This is a genomic window from Mycobacterium sp., assembly GCF_035506235.1.
Classification (GTDB): Bacteria; Actinomycetota; Actinomycetes; order Mycobacteriales; family Mycobacteriaceae; genus Mycobacterium.
This window is the reverse complement of record NZ_DATJPU010000168.1, coordinates 12271-29561: the sequence shown is the minus strand read 5'-3', so window position 1 is coordinate 29561 and position 17291 is coordinate 12271. Positions and strand designations below refer to the sequence as shown.

14 protein-coding genes are annotated in these 17291 nt (G+C 68.5%); 7 read left to right on the top strand and 7 right to left on the bottom strand.

The window, feature by feature from the left end:
- Positions 1-152, top strand: a 152-nt coding sequence (locus tag VMD50_RS16140; RefSeq protein WP_325428741.1) for an LpqN/LpqT family lipoprotein, incomplete at its 5' end; no start/stop codon positions are given.
- A 38-nt stretch (positions 153-190) separates the two neighbouring features.
- Here the strand turns inward: VMD50_RS16140 and VMD50_RS16135 are convergent.
- A complete protein-coding gene (locus VMD50_RS16135; protein WP_325428737.1) occupies positions 191-3502 on the bottom strand; it encodes a LuxR C-terminal-related transcriptional regulator in 3312 nt (1103 codons plus the stop codon).
- A gap of 150 nt (positions 3503-3652) precedes the next feature.
- Here VMD50_RS16135 and VMD50_RS16130 point away from each other — a divergent pair, with 150 nt between their 5' ends.
- The 4 genes from VMD50_RS16130 (at position 3653) to pth (ending at position 7218) form a co-directional block, all read left to right on the top strand.
- Positions 3653-4912, top strand: coding sequence for a cytochrome P450 (locus tag VMD50_RS16130; RefSeq protein WP_325428736.1), 1260 nt, complete (start codon positions 3653-3655; stop codon positions 4910-4912).
- Positions 4905-5789: an oxidoreductase gene (locus VMD50_RS16125; protein WP_325428735.1), complete on the top strand. Its 885-nt coding sequence runs from the start codon at positions 4905-4907 to the stop codon at positions 5787-5789. The genes VMD50_RS16130 and VMD50_RS16125 overlap by 8 nt, the downstream gene beginning before the upstream one ends.
- Positions 5790-5964: 175 nt before the next feature.
- Entirely contained in the window at positions 5965-6630 is a 666-nt protein-coding gene (locus VMD50_RS16120; protein WP_325428734.1) for a 50S ribosomal protein L25/general stress protein Ctc, read from the top strand.
- A gap of 12 nt (positions 6631-6642) precedes the next feature.
- The gene (gene pth / locus VMD50_RS16115) at positions 6643-7218 is read left to right on the top strand and encodes an aminoacyl-tRNA hydrolase (RefSeq protein WP_325428733.1); all 576 of its coding nucleotides are present in this window, start codon (positions 6643-6645) and stop codon (positions 7216-7218) included.
- A gap of 79 nt (positions 7219-7297) precedes the next feature.
- Here the strand turns inward: pth and VMD50_RS16110 are convergent, their stop codons facing one another.
- The gene (locus tag VMD50_RS16110; protein WP_325428732.1) at positions 7298-8866 is read right to left on the bottom strand and encodes a phytoene desaturase family protein; all 1569 of its coding nucleotides are present in this window, start codon (positions 8864-8866) and stop codon (positions 7298-7300) included.
- 114 nt (positions 8867-8980) lie between these two features.
- On the opposite strand from VMD50_RS16110, the gene VMD50_RS16105 reads away from it, so the two are divergent.
- A complete protein-coding gene (locus VMD50_RS16105) occupies positions 8981-9580 on the top strand; it encodes a TetR/AcrR family transcriptional regulator (RefSeq protein WP_325428731.1) in 600 nt (199 codons plus the stop codon).
- A 97-nt stretch (positions 9581-9677) separates the two neighbouring features.
- Here the strand turns inward: VMD50_RS16105 and VMD50_RS16100 are convergent, their stop codons facing one another.
- From VMD50_RS16100 to VMD50_RS16080, 5 genes are all read right to left on the bottom strand, one after another.
- Complete coding sequence (locus VMD50_RS16100) at positions 9678-11312, bottom strand: fatty acyl-AMP ligase (RefSeq protein ID WP_325428730.1); 1635 nt, start codon at positions 11310-11312, stop codon at positions 9678-9680.
- Between the two features lie 256 nt (positions 11313-11568).
- Positions 11569-12525: a 4-(cytidine 5'-diphospho)-2-C-methyl-D-erythritol kinase gene (locus VMD50_RS16095; RefSeq protein ID WP_325428740.1), complete on the bottom strand. Its 957-nt coding sequence runs from the start codon at positions 12523-12525 to the stop codon at positions 11569-11571.
- 53 nt (positions 12526-12578) lie between these two features.
- Entirely contained in the window at positions 12579-13532 is a 954-nt protein-coding gene (rsmA, locus tag VMD50_RS16090) for a 16S rRNA (adenine(1518)-N(6)/adenine(1519)-N(6))-dimethyltransferase RsmA (RefSeq protein WP_325428739.1), read from the bottom strand.
- Entirely contained in the window at positions 13496-14623 is a 1128-nt protein-coding gene (locus VMD50_RS16085) for a resuscitation-promoting factor (protein WP_325428729.1), read from the bottom strand. The genes rsmA and VMD50_RS16085 overlap by 37 nt, the downstream gene beginning before the upstream one ends.
- Before the next feature lie 174 nt (positions 14624-14797).
- A complete protein-coding gene (locus tag VMD50_RS16080; RefSeq protein ID WP_325428728.1) occupies positions 14798-15649 on the bottom strand; it encodes a TatD family hydrolase in 852 nt (283 codons plus the stop codon).
- A gap of 18 nt (positions 15650-15667) precedes the next feature.
- Between VMD50_RS16080 and metG the strand changes: the two genes are divergently transcribed.
- Positions 15668-17230: a methionine--tRNA ligase gene (gene metG / locus VMD50_RS16075; protein ID WP_325428727.1), complete on the top strand. Its 1563-nt coding sequence runs from the start codon at positions 15668-15670 to the stop codon at positions 17228-17230.
- Positions 17231-17291: the final 61 nt, after the last annotated feature.

The window sequence follows — 17291 nt, the reverse complement described above, 5'->3', positions numbered from 1 at the left end:
GCTTCAACCGGATCGTCATCCCCACCGGATCGCCGCCCGCCAACCAGCGATACCTGGTTCAGCTGACCATCACCGGCCTGGCCGACCAGGCGGCCGCGCAGGCACCCGATATCGAGGCGATCATCCACGGGTTTGTGGTCGCGGCGAAGTAGGCCGCCACTTCCGTCACAGCATTCACTGGGCGGAGGCACTATGTCTTTTGTCCGCCTTCGAGCGACAACTGGACGAGCTGAACACGCGAGGTCAAGCCAAGCTTGGCGTAGACGTGGGTGAGGTGGCTCTGCACCGTGCGCGGGGAGACGAACAGCCGCGCGCCGATGTCCTTGTTGCCCAACCCTTCCCGAACCAGCGCCACCACATCGTTTTCCATCGGAGTCAGCGATGCCCAGCCGCTGCTGGGGCGTTTACGCTCGCCGCGGCCGCGCTGCGCGTAGGCGATCGCCTCCTCGGTGGACAGCGCGGCGCCCTCGGCCCACGCGGCGTCGAACTCGCTCCGGCCCAGAGCTTCCCGGACCTCGTTGACCGCCGAGTCGTAGCCGGCTTGGTACATCGGAAAGCGGGCGTGCCCCATGCGCTCCCGGATCGCCGCGGCCGCGCCCAACAGGCGCGCCGCATACGGGTGGTTGCCGCCGTTGGCGGCCAGGCGGGCGAGGCATTCGAGGGTGTCGGCAACCCGCATATATGCCCCGGTGCGGACGGCCACGGCAAGGGCTTGGTGGGCGTCGCGCTCTGCCTGTTCGGGATCGTCCTGCGCGATAGCGATAAAAGCGCGCAGCGTCAGCGCCCTCAGCTGGTACCAGCCCGACGCCGCAGCGATGGTGTCGTCGGCCCAACGGTACGCCGCCGCCAGATCGCCGCAGGCGAGTGCGACCTCGGCCATCGGGGTAACGAGTGCGGTGAAGGATTCGCGCTGCGGATTGGTGTGCTCCCAGGCGTGCTGGGCCGCCCGCGCTGCCGCCGCAGCGTCGCCGTCGGCCAGAGCGGCTTCTGCGAAAACGGCGTAAACCGCGTCCTCCAGCAATCCGCCGATCGCCTCCGCGGCACTCAGGGCCGACTGGGCCGCCTCGTAGGCCACGGCCACATCACCGCGGAACGCATGGATTATTCCGCGGCACACGTGACCGTAAACCTTCATCGTGAGGTCGCCGGCCGCCTCGGCCTCGTCAGCCAGGGCACCGCTGACTTGGCTGGCGCCCGCCATATCTCCGTGCATCGCCAACCCCATCGACAGCCAGGCTCGACAGTGCCGCGAAAAGAATCGATCGCCGAGCGCGTCGGCCAGGTCACGTCCCTCTTCGGCCCCCGCGCACGCCGCGACGGGCTCACCGGCGACAGCGGCCGCGGCCGCCTGATAGCCGAAAATTTGGCACAGACTCCACTCATCGGAGTTGGCCCGGGCCAGATCAATTGCCTCACCGAAATAGGCTTGCGCGGCCTCGACGTCCTGGTACGAGTGTCTCCCGCACGCGATGAGTGCCCGAGTGATGAGCGCGGGGTCGCCAAGTCGACGGGCCACCGTCAGGGCCTGCCGCGCCTGATCCAAGTCCGTCGGCACGCCCGCCCACGCCGCGAGGATCGCTCGCTGGGTCGCCATGCCCACCCAGACTCCGGGCGGCATCTGTGCCTGGCTCTCGTCAGCCAGAAGGGCGTCCAGACCGATCAGCGCCTCTTTGACACGGCCGGCTCGCAACCACAACGGGCGCAGCGACTCGACGAGCTGCAGGGCTGTCGCGAACTCGGAATGTTCGCGGCTCCACGCGAATGCGGCCCTTAGATTGTCGATTTCGGTTTGCGCCCACTGCAGCAGCTCGTCGTCGTGGCTGTGGCCGCGTGCTTCGAGCTCGGCGGCTGTGGCCGCGTAGTGGTCGCGGTGGCGGGTGCGCACCTCCTCGGCCTCACCGGACTCGCCGAGCTTTTCCTGGGCGTACTGGCGCACGGTCTCCAGCAACCCGTACCGCATCCCGGTGCCGGTGTCGGTCTCGAAGGCCACCACCAGCGACTTGTCGACCAGCAGGCCGAGTTGGTCGAGCAACTGATAGCTTTCGGCCGCCGTGCCGGCGGCGACGGCCTGGGCGGCCTCCAGGTCGAACCCGCCGGCGAAAACCGCCAACCGGCGGAACAGGATTCGCTCCGGATCGGTGAGCAGTGCGTGCGACCAGTCCACCGACGCCCGCAGCGTCTGTTGCCGCCGCACGGCGGTGCGCGCGCCGCCGGTGAGTAGCCGGAACCGGTCGTGCAGGCTGTCGACGATCTGGCGCAACGACAGCGCCCGGACCCGTGCCGCCGCAAGCTCGAGCGCCAACGGCATGCCGTCGAGCCTTCGGCAGATCTCCTCGACCAGCGCTCTGTTCCCCTCGGTCACAACGAAATCCGGGCGGACACGGCGGGCGCGGTCAGTGAACAACTCGATCGCCTCGTCCGCGAGTGACAGCGACGGCACCCGCCAGCTCAGCTCACCGGGCACGCCGAGTGGTTCGCGGCTGGTGGTCAGAATCGTCAGATGCGGGCAGGCCGCAAGCAATTCGACGACCAGGCTCCCGCACGCGTCGAGCAGATGTTCGCAGTTGTCGAGGACGAGCAATACGGCCTTGTCGCCGAAGAACCGCTTCAGCAGGTCCATCGTCGAGCGGCCCGGCTGATCCGGCAGGCCCAACGTGCGCGCGACAGTCACCGGCGCCATCGCAGGGATGGTGACCGGTGCCAGATCGACGTACCACACCCCGTCGGCGAACTCGTCCGCGAGCCGCGAGGCGACTTCGACGGCAAGTCGAGTCTTGCCCGCACCTCCCGCGCCGGTCAGCGTGAGGAGCCGGTCAGCAGCGACGGCATCTCGCAGTTCGGCCATTTGAGCCCTGCGCCCGACGAAACTCGTCAACTGGGCCGGCAAGTTGTGCGACACGACCGCCCGGCGCACGCGAAGGGGCGGGAAGTCGTTGCGCAGATCGGAGTGGCACACCTGCACGACGCGCTCCGGCCGGGGCAGATCCCGCAACGCGTGGCTGCCCAGGTCGGCCAGCCACACACCGTCCGGCAAACGATCCAAAATCATGGATTCGGCCGCCCCCGACAGCACCGTCTGCCCACCATGCGCCAGATCGCGCAGCCGCGCCGTGCGGTTGATCGTCGGACCCGCGTAGTTGGCGTCGTCGCGCAGTTGAATCTCGCCGGTGTGGATTCCGATGCGCAGCCGGATCGGGGCCAGCGGCGCCCTTTGCAACGCCAGCGCGCAGGCCACCGCGTCGGACGCGCGCGCGAACGCGGCGACGAAGCTGTCACCCTCGCCTTGCTCGACCGGGCGGACCCCGTCGTGAGCGGCGATGGCCTCGTCGACCGTCCGGTTCAGCTGCGTCAGCGCGGCCGCCATCTTCTCGGGCTCGGTCTCCCACAGTCGCGTAGAACCCTCGACATCGGCCAGCAGCAACGTCACCGTGCCGGTCGGCAGGACCTCGCCCACGCCCAAATCGCTCCAGGTCAGCTGCGGCATCTCCGCATGTTGGCTCATGGTAGCCAGCATCGGCGCCGACATGCGGCAAAACATCGGCCATAACGCGCAGATCTCCTCCGGCGGGGCGCGCGCGTCTACGCGGTCGACCGCGCGGATTTGCGCGCTGCGGCGGATGGTCTTGGGCGCCGGACGCCGGATAGTCGGCTCATGACCACAACCCAAGCGAGCGGAGCCCCCAGCGTCTGCGACGCCGCGTTGCCGACACTCTGCTACGAACACCTCACCGATCCCGACGAGGCGCACCGCGTGATCGCCGACGCTCGCGCGCAGTCGCCGATCGCGATCAGCCCGCACGGCCCACACGTGTTGAGCTACGAACTGGTCCACATGGTGTTGCGCGACAGCCGGTTCGTCACGGCACACGGCCTCGGACTCGACCTGCAGGGCATCACCTCCGGACCGCTATGGGACAGGGCGACCAGCAACATCCTGGGTCTCGACGGCGACCGGCATCATCGCCTGCGCCGGATTGTGTCCAAGGCGTTCGCACCCCGCGGCGCCGAGCGGTTGCGCGGCGTGATCCTCCAGGTGATCAACGGCCTGGTCGACCCCTTCACCTCCGACGGGCACTGCGATGTCGTCGCCGACATCGCCCGCCGCTACCCCACGCCGGTCATCTGCGCGCTACTGGGCGCGCCGCCCGAGGATTGGCAGCTGTTCTCCGCCTGGGTCGACGACATCAAGAAACTGTTCGAGTGGAACGTCGCCGAAGACGGCCCGGCGATCCTGGCGGCGTGGGACGAACTCGACGCCTACCTCGAAGACCTGATCGCGCGGCGGCGGGCCGCGCTGACCGACGACCTGATCTCCGACTTGATCCGCTGCGAAGACCCGGCTTATCCGGGCGACCGGCTCACCCACGACGAGCTGCGCATGCTGTGCGCCACGCTGCTGGCCGCCGGCACCGACACCACCCGCAACCAGCTCGCGGCGGCGGTCCAGGTGCTGTCCGGCCACCCCGACCAATGGGCCTTGCTCGCCCGGCACCCCGAGCTGGCGGCCAACGCGGTTGGCGAACTCATGCGCTACTGCCCGATCATTTTCGGCAGCATCCGCAAGGCCGCCGAGGACGTCGAACTGGCGGGTGTCCACATTCCCGCCGGCACCCTCGTGGGCGCCAACACCGCCTCGGCCAACCGCGACCCCGGCGTCTACGCCGACCCGGACCGCCTCGACATCACGCGAGACGGCCAACCGCCCATGCTGACCTTCGGCGGGGGCGTCCACTACTGCCTCGGCTCGCACCTGGCGCGCCTCGAACTGACCGAGGCGCTCCGGGTGATCACCCAGCGCATGCCCAACGCCCGCCTGACCGGCCCCGCCCCCTGGCCGGCCATGAGCGGCATCACCGGGCCCACCACCGTGCCGCTGGAGTTCGACATCACTACTGTTCGCAGGCATGGCTGACTGGACCGCCGCGGATTTGCCGTCGTTCGCCGGGCGCACCGTGATCATCACCGGCGCCAACAGTGGCCTCGGGGCGGTGACGGCCCGCGAGTTGGCCGGCAGGGGCGCCAGGATCATCATGGCCGTCCGCAACACGGAGAAGGGCGACGCGGCCGCGCGGCAGATGACCGGACCCGAAACCGGCCGAGTCGAAGTGCGCCGACTCGACCTGCAGGACCTGTCGTCGGTGCGTGATTTCGCCGACGGGCTGGACGCTGACGTCGACGTGCTGATCAACAACGCCGGCATCATGGCCGCGCCCTACGCGTTGACCGCCGACGGCTTCGAGAGCCAGATCGGCACCAACCATCTCGGTCACTTCGCGCTGACCAACCTGGTGCTGCCCAAGCTCACCGACCGCGTCGTCACGGTGTCGTCGATGGCGCACTGGCCGGGCCGCATCAACTTCGACGACCTGAACTGGAAGAACCGGCGGTACTCCCCCTGGCTGGCCTACAGCCAGTCGAAGCTGGCCAACCTGCTGTTCACCAGCGAATTGCAGCGCCGGCTCGATTCGGTGGGGTCGCCACTGCGGGCGCTGGCCGCCCACCCCGGCTATTCGCACACCAACCTGCAGGGAGCCTCGGGCCGCAAGGTGGGCGACGCGCTGATGTCGGCGGCCACCCGGGTGGTGGCCACCGACGCCGATTTCGGCGCCCGACAGACGCTGTACGCGGCCTCGCGGGACTTACCGGGCGACACGTTCGTCGGTCCCCGGTTCGGTTATCTCGGTCGCACCCAACCGGTCGCACGCAGCCGTGGGGCGCAAGACGCGGCCGCCGCCACCGCGCTGTGGGAGCTGTCCGAGCAGCTCACGGGCACCAAGTTTCCGCTCTGACGCGGTTGGGTGACAGTTGCCGGCCGCCGATTTCCGCTCCGAGGCACGCGTGCGCTACCCTGACCGGGCGTCACGGCGAGGGTGCTTTGCAGCACCGTTATCGACGAAGACCGACTTACAGTCGCGACCTTGCCGTGCCCCCGAACGAGGTATTCGAGCACACAGGAGCGACACGATGGCCAAGTCAGCAGTCAACCAACTCGCGGTCACGCTGCGAACCGAGACCGGCAAGGGCGCGTCCCGCCGGGCCCGCCGCGACGGCAAGATCCCCGCCGTCCTCTACGGTCACGGCGCCGAGCCCCAGCACCTCGAACTGCCCGGACACGACTTCGCGGCGGTGCTGCGGCACTCGGGCACCAACGCGGTGCTGACGCTCGACATCGCCGGCAAGGAGCAGCTGGCCCTGACCAAGGCGCTCGACATTCACCCGATCCGCCGCACGATCCAGCACGCCGACCTGCTGGTCGTCCGGCGTGGCGAGAAGGTCAACGTCGAGGTCGGCGTCGTCGTCGAGGGCGAGGCCGGACCCGACACCCTGGTCACCCAGGAGGCCAACACCATCGAGATCGAGGCCGAGGCATTGTCGATTCCCGAGCAGTTGACCGTGTCCGTGGAGGGCGCCGAACCGGGCACCCAGTTCACCGCCGGCCAGATCGCCCTGCCGAAGGGCGTCAACCTGGTCTCCGACCCCGACCTGCTGGTGGTCAACGTGGTGAACGCGCCGACCGCCGCCGACCTCGAGGAAGAGGGCGCCGGCGCGGTTGCAGAGGGCGCAGAGGGGGAGGCCCCCGCGGCGGAAGAGGGCGGCGAAGCCGAGGCCTCCGCCGAAGAGTCCGAGTAAGCGGTTCGCGACGTGGCCGAACCGCTTCTGGTGGTCGGCCTGGGCAATCCCGGAGACAATTACGCCCGCACCCGGCACAACCTCGGGTTCATGGTGGCCGACCTACTCGCGGCGCGACTGGGCGCAAAGTTCAAGGTGCACAAGCGATCCGGCGCCGAGGTTGTCAGCGGCCGGTTGGCCGGGCACTCAGTGCTGGTGGCCAAGCCGCGCTGCTTCATGAACGAGTCCGGCCGCCAGGTGGCTCCGCTGGCGAAGTTCTACTCGGTTGCCCCGGCCGACATCATCGTCATCCACGACGACCTCGACCTGGAGTTCGGCAGCATCCGGCTCAAGATCGGCGGGGGCGAGGGCGGCCACAACGGGCTGCGCTCGGTGGCGGCGGCACTGGGCAGCAAGGAGTTTCAGCGCGTGCGCATCGGGATCGGCCGCCCGCCCGGACGCAAAGACCCGGCGGCTTTCGTGCTGGAGAACTTCACCGCCGCCGAGCGCGGCGAGGTCCCGACGATCTGCGAGCAGGCCGCCGACGCCACCGAGTTGCTCATCGAACTGGGCCTGGAGCCGGCGCAGAACCGCGTCCACGCCTGGTAAGCGAGCGCCGGTCTCTGCGCGAGCAGACGCAAAGGCGCCCTAAAACCGGTGCGGCAGGGGGCTTTTGCGTCTTCTCGCGTTACCTCGACGACATGTCCTCGAGCGCCTGGTGGGCCGCGTTGTAGCCGGGAGTGAACGTGATCCCCGGGCCCCCATGGCATCCCGCGCCACCCAGGTACAACCCGTCGATGGAAATGGGCATGTCGAGGAAGCCCTTGGGCCCGGGGCGATTGGGCCCCATCAGGTCTGGATGCAGCAGGCCGTGGCAGAAGTCGCCGGAGGGAGCGGCGAACATCGTCTGCATGTGGTACGGGGCGAACGTGATGTGCCGGATCTGGATGTCGCGGAAGTTGGGTGCATAGCGGGTGATCTTGTCGATCACCTTCTCCGCCATCACGTTCTTGAGCTGGCCGTGGAGGTCACGGCTTGCTTCGACCGGGAACGCATAGGCGAAGGCGCTCGCCGCGTGCTTGCCCGGGGGCGCCATGCCGGGATCGTGGACGGACGGAATCTGCATCCCCATCGACGGATTGTCGGGAATGATGCCCCGCCTGCACTCCTCCCATTGGCGTTGCTGTTCTTCCGGCGAGCCGAAGATGCCGATCGACGATTGCATGCCGGGCTCGTTGAGGAAGTCGTACGGCGGCGCGAATTCCGGCAAACCGTCGAGAGCGAAGTGGATCTGGACGAACGACGCCCTGTGGTCGCGTCCGCTGAGCCGGGTGACCAGGTCTGCGGGCAGACGCTCGGCGCCGACCATGTCGATCAGGGTCAAGTCGGGCGACAGGTTGGACACGACGACCGGCGCGCTGATCTGAGAGCCGTCCTTGAGACGCACGCCGGTCACGGAAAAGTTCTCGACGAGAATCTTCTCGACCCTCGCGCGATACCTGACCTCGCCCCCGTGGGCGACGAACAGTTCGTGCAGGTGCCGGCCGAGCGCGCCGATCCCGCCCTCGAGCTTCGTCATCATTGCCGCGCCGTCGTTCGGGACGGCGAGCGCAAACGCCAAACATGTTGCGCTGCCCGGGGTATAGGGCCCGCGGTAAGTGGAGTTGATGGCGAGGAAGGCGAGCATTCCGCGCAGTACCGCATGCTTGTCCTTGTCGGGCAGGAAGCGGTCGATCGCGTCCATCGCGGACCCGAACATCACCTCGTGGATGGCTTTGCGCTCGAATTCATTTGCCGCGCAGGCGTACATCTCATCAAGCGTCTTCGGCGGTGTGCGCACCTCGAAGCGGCCGAGCGCTTTCGCGGGTCCCTGGCTCCAGCCGATCATCTCGGCCATGCCCGTGACGGCGTCGGTCCCGAGCTTCTCGGCGAGGTGGGTCATCAGCTGGATCGGATCGCGGTAGAAAATCATGGGTTCCTCGCCGTTGTCGCCGAGATTGACCGACTGGACTTCGGCGTCGACGGTGGGCAGCGTGTCCAGCCCAAGCTCTTTGGTGATCTGAGGGGCGGTGGGGAATTGAACCGAACCGGCGATCTCGTAACGGAATCCGTCGATCAGCTCGACGGTGGCCGCCATTCCGCCGCTGTAGGTGTTGGCTTCCAGGCACAGCGTACGCACGCCGGCGCGCTGCAGGACCGCCGCCGCGGTCAACCCGTTGTGACCGGCGCCGACCACGATCGCGTCATAATCCGTCATCGCTCATGCTCCTTCTCCCGGCACCCACCGCGGGGCGCCCCTAATATATGTCAGTACTGACTCAAATGATAGATGCGGGACTGACGGGCCACCGGGTGTGATGGGATGCGAGGCATGAGCGAGCGGACGAACCTGCACAAGCTGCGCCACAGCAGAACCCATGAGGCGCTGCGGCAGGTGGCCTTGAAGAGGTTCGCCAGCGAGGGCTTCGGGAACGTCACGGTGCAGCAGCTCGCGCAGGAAGCCGGCGTCACCGAGCGCACGTTTTTCCGGCACTTTGCGACCAAGGAAGCCGTGCTTTTCCAGGACTACGACACGCAGGTGGAGTGGCTGGCCGAGGCGCTTGCAACGCGCCCCCGCTCCGAGTCGCTGTTCGAGGCGGTGCTTGCCAGCGTCGAAAGCTTCCCCCACGACGTCGAAGTGGTTCGGCAGGCGGCGCTCGCCCGTGCCGAGTTGATCACCGGGGATCAGATCGCCGGCCACCTACGCGTGGTTCAGGCGTCGTTCGCCGCGGTGTTCACCGACTTCATCACGCAGCGCTACCCCGATGTGGCGAATATCGATCTGGTCGCCAAGGTGGCGGGCGCCACGCTGGCGGCGGCGCTGGTCGTCGGAGTGGAGACGTGGGGGCGCACCGGCTGCACCGGGGATTTGGCGGCGATCACCGCAGCCTGCCTCGATTTGGTGCGGTCGGGCCTTTCGCCGCTGGCGTGAGCCATTGCCGATGGCGAGCGCGCGTAGTCGGTACGACGACGCGCCGCAAACCATGGCAATTTGAGCGCGCTCGGCGCGAAAGGCGAGCCGACGAAACCTAGCTGACCAGGCTGACCGACGTGGAGCGCCGCAGCTTGCCCGACGGCGTCTTCGGGATGGTGCCGGGGCCCAGCACCACGACGTTGCGCGGCCGCACGTCGACCTCGGCCACCACCTCGTGGGCGACCTGGTGCTCGATGCGGCGCACCTCGGCCGGGTCCTGCCAGGCGTTGGACTCGACCGCGACGGCGAACGTCTCGCGCGAGTGGCCGGCGTCGAGGCGCACCGCGACCGCGCAGCCCGGCCGGACCCCGTCGACGCGACCGGCGGCGCGCTCGATGTCGGTCGGATAGATGTTGCGGCCCGCCATGATGATGACGTCCTTGACGCGGCCGCACACCACGACGTGGCCCTGCTCGGTGAGGTAGCCGAGGTCACCTGTGTCGTACCAGCCGTGCTCGTCCTGGGCCGGGATGAAGCCGCCCATGGTGAGGTAGCCGGGCGTCAGGGACTCGCCGCGCAGCTCGATGACCCCGACGCCACGCGCGGGCATCACGTTGCCGTTCTCGTCGATGATGCGGGCCTCGAGGTCCTTCAGCAGGGGACCCAGCGTGGCCAGCCTGCGGGTGTTGCCCTTGGTGGCGGGCACGGCCCGGCGCAGGGCGGCCAGCAGGTCGGCGTCGACCTCGTCGACGACGAGGCCGGCGTTGCACTCCGAGAACGACACGGCCAGCGTCGTCTCGGCCATGCCGTAGGCCGGCAGGATCGCCGACGGCTTCAGGCCGAACGGCTTGCCCGCGTCGAGCAGGTCCTCGACGTCGGCGGGTTCGACGGGCTCGGCGCCGGACAGCGCGAACCGCAGGGTCGACAGGTCGAAGTCGCCCGGCTTGGCGTTGCGGCGCAGCCGCTTGGCCAGCAGCGCGTAGGCGAAGTTGGGCGCCGCGGTCATGGTGCCCTCGTACTTGTCGATGAGCTTGGCCCACAGCAGCGTGTCGCGCAGGAAGTCCATCGGCGTGACCTTGACCAGCTCTGCGCCGAAGTACATCGGGATGGTCAGGAAGCCGACCATGCCCATGTCGTGGAAGCAGGGCAGCCAGCTGACCATGACGTCCTTGTCGACGTCGTACTGGGCGCCGATGAACATGGCCTCGGCGTTGGAATAGATGTTGCGGTGGGTGATCTGGACCGCCTTGGGAGATCCGGTCGAACCGGACGTCAGCTGCATCAGCGCCAGATCGTCCTCGGCGACCTCGACCGGGTCGATCGGCTCCGACGCCAGCAGGCCGGCGACGGTGAGGACCTCTATGCCCTTCTCCTCGAGCACGGGGATGGCCACCATGAAAGGTTCGGAGACGATGACGGCCTTGGCCTCGATCATGCCGATGACGGTCATGGTGTCCTCGGCCCACACGGCCAGGTCGGTGCGCGGCGTGGGCTGGTGCAGCATGGTCAGGCTGGCGCCGCGCATCCACAGTCCCTGCGCTGTCGGGGCGATCTCCACCGGGAAGCCGGCGAGCACGCCGACGGCGTCACCGAGTCCGATGCCCGCGGCGGCCAGGCCACCGGCGATGCGGCGAGCGCGCTCGTGAACCTCGCCCCAGGTGTGCCGGACGGGTGCGTGCGGTTCACCGGTGACCATGCCCGTCGTCGCGGTGCGGGCGTTGCGGAACATCTTGTCGGTAAACCTGCTCACAAAAACCTCCTCGGTTCCGGCAATCTCCGCAAGGCCCGGATTCTCATATTCCGCCTGCTGGGCGCCACTGTGTAGCAGGCACGCGAGCACAGTTGGGCAGCGGTTGGGTCTCGAAACGGTGATGAGCCGACGCGTCCACCGGGATAACCGGCGGACAACGGAATCGAGTGGTCGTGCTCACCGCTGCTCGTCACCGCGAGTTATCTTAAACTCCCCTTAAGTAACTGCCAAACCGTGGCGCGCTGTCAGTGCGATTTCACACTCCGGTCGGTGCCGGAACCACGCGGGCGCCGGGCACCGGCCCGCTGGCGACGCGAACGGTGCGACACACACCCTCTCCCGAGAGCCGGGTCCCGACATCCACCGCCTCGGCCGCCGACGTGCACAGGAACGCGCAGGTCGGGCCGGAGCCTGACACGATGCCCGCCAGCGCGCCGGCCTCGACGCCGGCACGCAGGGCGTTGCGCAGGGCGGGGTTCAGGCTGACCGCGGCGGCCTGCATCTCGTTGCCCAGCAGGGGCGCCAGCTGCTCTGGATCCCCGGCGGCCAGGGCCGCCAGCACCGGCCCGGGCTCGTCGAGCCGCGGCGGACCCCCGACGGCCCTGAGCCGGTCCAGCTCGGTGAAAACATCCGGGGTGAGCAGCTCGCTGTCGGCGAACGCGAGCACCCAGTGGAAGCTGTTGCGGGACAGCACGGTGGCCAGCTCCTCGCCGCGACCCGTTCCCAGCGCGGTGCCGCCGTGCAGCGCGAACGGCACGTCACTGCCCAGGCGCGCGGCAAGCGTGTGCAGGTCGCGGCGTGGCACGTTGAGCTCCCACAGCGAGTTCATCGCGACCAGCACCGCCGCGGCGTCCGCGCTGCCACCCGCCATGCCGCCGGCCACCGGGATGGACTTGTCGATCATGATCGAGACGTCGGGCGCCCGGCCGACATGGTCGGCCAGCAGCTCGGCCGCCTGCCAGGCGAGGTTGCGCTCGTCGATGGGCAGCGTCCCGGCGCCCTCCCCGACGAGCTCGAGCGACAGCACATCGGCGTTGCGAACGGTCACCTCATCGAGCAGCGAAACGGCCTGAAACACCGTCGTCAGCTCGTGGTAGCCGTCCTCGCGGCGCTCATCCACCGCCAGGTACAGGTTGACCTTTCCCGGCACGCGCACGGTGACCGACCCGGTGGGCACCCACTGCGCGGCGGTGTTGCCGTCAGACATTGTCAGCCACGGCAGCAGACTATCGCTGCCACGGGCCCACCACACGCAACGGCGCCCGGTCAGCTCGCGGAAGCGTGCCCCGAGACGTCCGGCGTGTCACTGGTGCCGTGCGCGTTGCCCGAACGCCGCAACAGCCGCACGAAGTCGTCGATGGACAGCGTCTCACCGCGGCGGGCCGGGTCGATGCTGGCGGCCAGCAGCCGATTCGCCGATTCGTTGCCCGAGCCCGCCCACGCGGCGAACGCGTTGCGGGACGTCTTGCGCCGCTGGGCGAACGCGATGTCCACCAGCTCGAACACCCGCCGGCGGAAGCGTTCGTCGGTCGGCCACGGCGAGGTCGGGTACCGGTCGATGCGGACCAGCCCGGAATAGACCCGGGGAATCGGCCAGAAGACGGTCGGCGAAACCATGCCGCACCGACGGACCTGGCCGAAAAAGCGGATCTTCACGCTGGGCACACCGTAGTCCTTGCCGCCCGGCTCGGCGGCAAGCCGCTCGGCGACCTCGGCCTGCACCATCACCGTGAGGACACGAATGGACGGGAACTCGGCGAGCAGATGCAACAGCGCCGGAACCGCGACGTTGTAGGGGAGGTTGGCGACCAGAGCGGTCGGCGCCACCGGGTCCGTGGGCACCTCGTCGCGGCGCAGGGTCAACACGTCCCGGTTGCACACCGTCAGCCGGTGGATCTCACTATGCGAATGCTCGGCGACGGTCTGCGGCAGCCGTCCGGCCAGCACCGGGTCGATTTCCACGGCGGTGACGGTGGCGCCGCGGTCAAGCAGCGCCAGCGTGAGTGAGCCCAGGCCGGGACCGACCTCGAGAACATGGTCGGACCGGCCGATGCCGGAGGCCGCAACGACCCGTCGCACCGTGTTGGCGTCGTGGACGAAGTTCTGCCCCAGAGACTTCCGTGGCCTGAATTCCAGTTCTTTGGCCAGCCGCCTGATCTCGGTGCGCCCGAGTAGCCGGATGGTCAGCTTGCACCAGCTCTTCCGCTGCACACGGGCCAGGCACCCCAGCCCTGACGTTCCCGGGTCACCTCGGCGATGGCGATCTGCTCTTCGCGGGTGGCGAGGTCGGCGCGCGGCGCGAACCGGAGCCCGCCGTTGCGCTCCCAGGTGCCCTGGTCGAACTGCACACCCCCGTAATACCCGTTGCCGGTGTTGACCGCCCAGTTGCCGCCGGCCTCGCAGCCCGCGATGGCGTCCCAGATGGACCCGTTGCTCACCGGGGGCACATCGGTGCCGGGCTTGGTGCCCACGCGCACCACGGCCTCATGGGCCGGGGTGATCACCGTGTTGGCGACCGGGAGCCGCCCGGTCTCGACACCGTTGACGGTGGCCACCGCGAACGTGACGTCCTGCGTGCCCGGGCTGCCCGGGTCCTCGACGACCTGGCGGCTGACGTTCATCTCGGGGTCCTCGATCCGGCGCGCGGGCGGTTGCAGGGGGACACGCTCGGTGACTCGCTGGATCCGGTTGCGGGTCACCTGGATCTGCATCCCGTCGACGATCGGGGACGCGGCGCCGGGTACGACCTGGTCGCTCTCCAGCAGCGGCGCCCCGGCGGCATTCAACAGCCCCGCGACGTTGGGTGCCGGCAAGTGCACGGTGCGGACGGCGCCGCCGTCATTGATCTGGACCGTCTTGGCGCTCACGACCGGCAGCGTCATCCCCGCCAGCGGCACGCGGCTGCCACGGGACGCCGCGGCCGGGGCGGTGTCGGTCATCGCGAGTTGGGCCAGCGCCTCGTCGACGGTCGACGCCGTCGTCCACACCTGCTTGGTGTCGTGGCCGTCCAACGAAATCTCCAGCGGCCGGCTGCGCCGCAACACGATATTGGCGGCGTCGTGCACCTGCACATCGGCGGCCGGGTAGAGGTCGTCGCGGTCGTCGACGCTGTAGCCGTTTTCTCGCACGATGTCGATCACCCGCGACTTCATGGTCGTCACCCGCATCGCGATGCCGTCGACGGTCAACGTCACGGTCTTGGACGCCGAAACCGCAAGCCCACCGGCGCATCCCAGGACCAACAGCAGCGCTCCGACCAGGAGCCGCAACGTGGGTGATGAATTTTGATGAAGTTTTGTCAATACAGTCAACGCGCGCTACCCCGACCTCAGCAACCAGTCACGAACCACTCAGCAGGAAAATGACAATTAACGACAGCGGGGCCACAAGGCCCCGTCCGTACGATCACAAGACGGTAACGAACCGGCCAATGTTGAGCAACTCCGGCGCAGCATTGTTCAGGAAATCACCGGCGAACGCGCCGGTCACGAGGCCAGCCCAAACACCCGGCGCGCATTGCTGGTCGTGATCTGCGCCAAGTCCTCCGGACGACGATCCACCAGTTCAGCGATCGCCCGCACGGTATAGGGCAGGCAATACGGCTCGTTAGCTGCGCCCCGATAGGGATGCGGCGTCAAAAACGGTGCATCGGTTTCCACCAAAAGCTGCTCGAGCGGTATCAGCGGCACGGCCTCCCGCAGGGCGCGGGCGTTGCGGAAGCTCACGGTGCCCGACAGGCTGAGCAACCACCCGGCGACCACGCAGCGGCGGGCCATCGCGCTGTCCGACGAAAAGCAGTGAAAGATCACGACGTCGGGGGCACCCTCAGCGGCCAGCACGTCGAGGACCGCGGCGTCGGCCTCCCGGTTGTGGATCATCAGCGGTTTCCCGCACCGCTTGGCCAGCTCGATGTGCCACGCAAAGGCCTCCCGCTGCACGCCCGGCTCGGCGCAGCCGTCCAGGCGGCCGGGCCAGTACAGGTCAATCCCGGTTTCGCCAACGGCCACCACCCTGGGCAGCGCGGCCAGTCGCTCGATTTCGGCGCGGGCGGCGTCGTCCAGCGCGTTCGCGCGGGTCGGGTGCAACGCCACCGCGGCGTACACCCGCGGATCCCATTCGGCGGCCCGCGTCACCCAGCGCGCCGAGTCCAGGTTGTCGGCGATCGTCACCACCGCGCCCACCCCGACGGCCGCGGCGCGGTCGACAATGGCCCGCACGCCCCCGGCGTCGCTGGCGCCGCACGCGTCGAGATGCGTGTGGGCGTCGACCAAGGGCGCCAGCGGCTCGGGCGCCGGCGGCGCCTCTCGTTTACCAGAGCGGTTGGAGCTCACCGCCACACAATAGGGTGAGTCTCGATGAGGCCCTACTACGTCACCACCGCGATCACGTACCCCAACGCCGCGCCGCACCTGGGGCACGCGTATGAGTACATCGCCACCGACGCCATTGCGCGGTTCAAGCGGCTCGACGGTTTCGACGTGCGCTTCCTGACCGGAACCGACGAGCACGGCCTGAAGGTCGCGCAGGCCGCCGCGGCCGAGGGGCTGCCCACCGCCGAGTTGGCCCGCCGCAACTCCGATGTCTTCCAGCGCCTGCAGGAGAAGCTCAACATCTCCTTCGACCGGTTCATCCGCACCACCGACCCCGACCACCACGAGGCGTCCAAGGAGATCTGGCGAGGGATGGCCGCCGCGGGCGACATCTACCTCGACACCTACGAGGGCTGGTATTCGGTGCGCGACGAGCGATTCTTCGTCGAATCGGAGACCGAAATCGTGGGGGGGACCCGGATCGCCGTCGAAACCGGCACGCCGGTGACCTGGACCGAGGAACAGACCTACTTCTTTCGGCTCTCGGCCTATGCCGACAAGTTGCTGGCCCACTACGAGGCGAACCCCGACTTCATCGCCCCCGACGTGCGGCGCAACGAGGTGGTCAGCTTCGTTGCCGGCGGGCTGCGCGACCTGTCGATCTCGCGGACGTCGTTCGACTGGGGGGTGCAGGTGCCCGACCACCCCGATCACGTCATGTACGTCTGGGTCGACGCGCTGACCAACTACCTGACCGGGGTGGGCTACCCCGACACCGACTCCGAGTTGTTCCGCCGCTACTGGCCCGCCGATCTGCACATGATCGGCAAGGACATCATCAGGTTCCACGCGGTCTACTGGCCGGCATTCTTGATGTCGGCGGGACTCGAGCTGCCGCGAAGGGTTTTCGCGCACGGGTTCCTGCTCAACCGCGGTGAGAAGATGAGCAAGTCGGTGGGAAACATCGTCGACCCGGACGCCCTGGTCGATACCTTCGGTGTCGATCAGGTGCGCTACTTCCTGTTGCGTGAGGTTCCTTTCGGACAGGACGGCAGCTACAGCGAAGAGGCGATCATCACCCGGATCAACACCGACCTGGCCAACGAACTCGGCAACCTGGCCCAACGGTCGCTGTCGATGGTGGCCAAGAACCTGGGCGGGGTGGTGCCCGACCCGGGCGAGCTGAGCGCCGCCGACAGCGAGCTGCTGGCGGCCGCCGACGGCCTGCTGGAGCGGGTGCGCGCCAACTTTGACGCGCAGGCCATGCACTTGGCGCTCGAGGCGATCTGGCTGATGCTCGGGGAGGCGAACAAGTACTTCTCCGCCCAGCAGCCGTGGGTCCTGCGCAAGAGCGAATCCGAGGCGGACCAGGCCAGGTTTCGCGCCGTGCTCTACACCACCTGCGAGGCCGTGCGCATCGCCGCGCTGCTGGTCCAACCCGTCATGCCGGAGTCGGCCGGCAGGCTGCTGGACCTGCTCGGTCAGGCCGAAGACCGACGCGATTTCACCGCCATCGGCGCGCGGCTGGTCCCGGGCACCGCGCTGCCGGCGCCGTCCGGCGTGTTCCCGCGGCACCAGCCGCCGTCACCGTCTTCCGAAGTCGAGTGAGCGGTAATTGAGTTGCCAGCAAACATGTTCGGCGGGTGCATTGACGGCTCCGGAAAAAGAC

Bases quoted from the DNA above. Each gene is read 5' to 3' on its own strand.
- VMD50_RS16135 (WP_325428737.1), bottom strand. From the start codon at position 3,502: ATGAGCCAACATGCGGAGATGCCGCAGCTGACCTGGAGCGATTTGGGC.
- VMD50_RS16130 (WP_325428736.1), top strand. From the start codon at position 3,653: ATGACCACAACCCAAGCGAGCGGAGCCCCCAGCGTCTGCGACGCCGCG.
- VMD50_RS16125 (WP_325428735.1), top strand. From the start codon at position 4,905: ATGGCTGACTGGACCGCCGCGGATTTGCCGTCGTTCGCCGGGCGCACC.
- VMD50_RS16120 (WP_325428734.1), top strand. From the start codon at position 5,965: ATGGCCAAGTCAGCAGTCAACCAACTCGCGGTCACGCTGCGAACCGAG.
- VMD50_RS16110 (WP_325428732.1), bottom strand. From the start codon at position 8,866: ATGACGGATTATGACGCGATCGTGGTCGGCGCCGGTCACAACGGGTTG.
- VMD50_RS16105 (WP_325428731.1), top strand. From the start codon at position 8,981: ATGAGCGAGCGGACGAACCTGCACAAGCTGCGCCACAGCAGAACCCAT.
- metG (WP_325428727.1), top strand. From the start codon at position 15,668: ATGAGGCCCTACTACGTCACCACCGCGATCACGTACCCCAACGCCGCG.